This is a genomic window from Streptococcus sp. GMD4S (assembly GCF_000296955.1).
The window spans coordinates 1-1123 of record NZ_AJRE01000012.1 but is presented as its reverse complement, the minus strand read 5'-3'; the positions used below and the strand labels follow the sequence as shown (position 1 = coordinate 1123).

General features: G+C 37.8%; 2 pseudogenes. Both read left to right on the top strand.

Annotated elements, in window-relative coordinates:
• Nucleotides 1–167 precede the first annotated feature (167 nt).
• Nucleotides 168–797, top strand: a pseudogene (locus GMD4S_RS00145) (hypothetical protein).
• Nucleotides 794–1123: pseudogene (locus GMD4S_RS00140) on the top strand (hypothetical protein); the annotation flags it as partial. The pseudogenes GMD4S_RS00145 and GMD4S_RS00140, both read left to right, overlap by 4 nt.

Below are 1123 nucleotides of genomic sequence, written 5' to 3'. Positions count from 1 at the left end.
CACCAAGATATCTTATCTTTAACCTTTGATGAAGCAAATGAGATGAGTTTGGAAGAAATTCAAACGATTGATGCTATTGACGATCCCATCTGGGAAGAATTGGATAAGAAGCGTGAGGAGTACATCCAAATCCATGGTGAACGAGTTTATGAAGATGAGGAAGATGAGTGAGACTATACATCAAAAGTGATTTTACGAAAAAAATAGACTTCACAACTAGAGAGCTTGTTTGGAAGATGTGGTTTAAGGAACGGAAAGGCAAGAAAATAAGTTTCTCCAATGTTGGTGATGATGCCATGCTACAGGATGATTTTTACTTTGGTGTTCGGTTACACAAATGGGCTTCTGTTGATGAAAGATGGGATAAAGCTTCTTTTATAATTCCGAGCAATCCTTGGTTGTCTTTGGAATATGAGAGTATAACATTGGAATTTGAAAAAACTTTCATTACAGAGTGGAGAGAACGTGGGGATTATCTACGTATCGCAACCTCTCATACAGATGTGTTAACAGTTGATAAACGAGCTATGTATATCATGGCAGTCGAGGTAGCTTCTGCAATTGATGGTCGGATTAGCGAGGATGACAAGGAGACCTGGATGGATGTAGAGACTTTTAAGGAGTTGCACAAGGATGTCTTATCACTAAGTTAAGATAAAGCAACCGATATCAGCGTGGAGGAACTGAAAAGTTTGAAACCTGTAGAGGAACCTTTGTGGGATGAAGAAGAACGTCTTCGTGAAGAATACATCAAAATCCATGGTGAACGTGTGTATGACGACGAGGAAGACGAGTGAGAATTTACATCAAAGGTGATTACATCAAAGAAATTCCATTTGATTACATGGAACTAGCGAAAAGGATGTGGTTTGATACTAAAGATGGGAAGACAGTAGATATTTCTTATTTTGGGAATACTCGCCCATTTAAAACAGACCCAACTATTCACTTGAAATTGAATAAGTGGATGCATGATAATAGATGGAATAATGTTCAGTTGAAAGAAGGGATTATCAATAAATTTGGGAGTCATGTATATGAAAATCTTGAATTAGATTTTGAAGACAATCCAGCAACAGACTATCGAGAAAAAGGAGACTGTCTACGTTTAGCTTCTACCCAC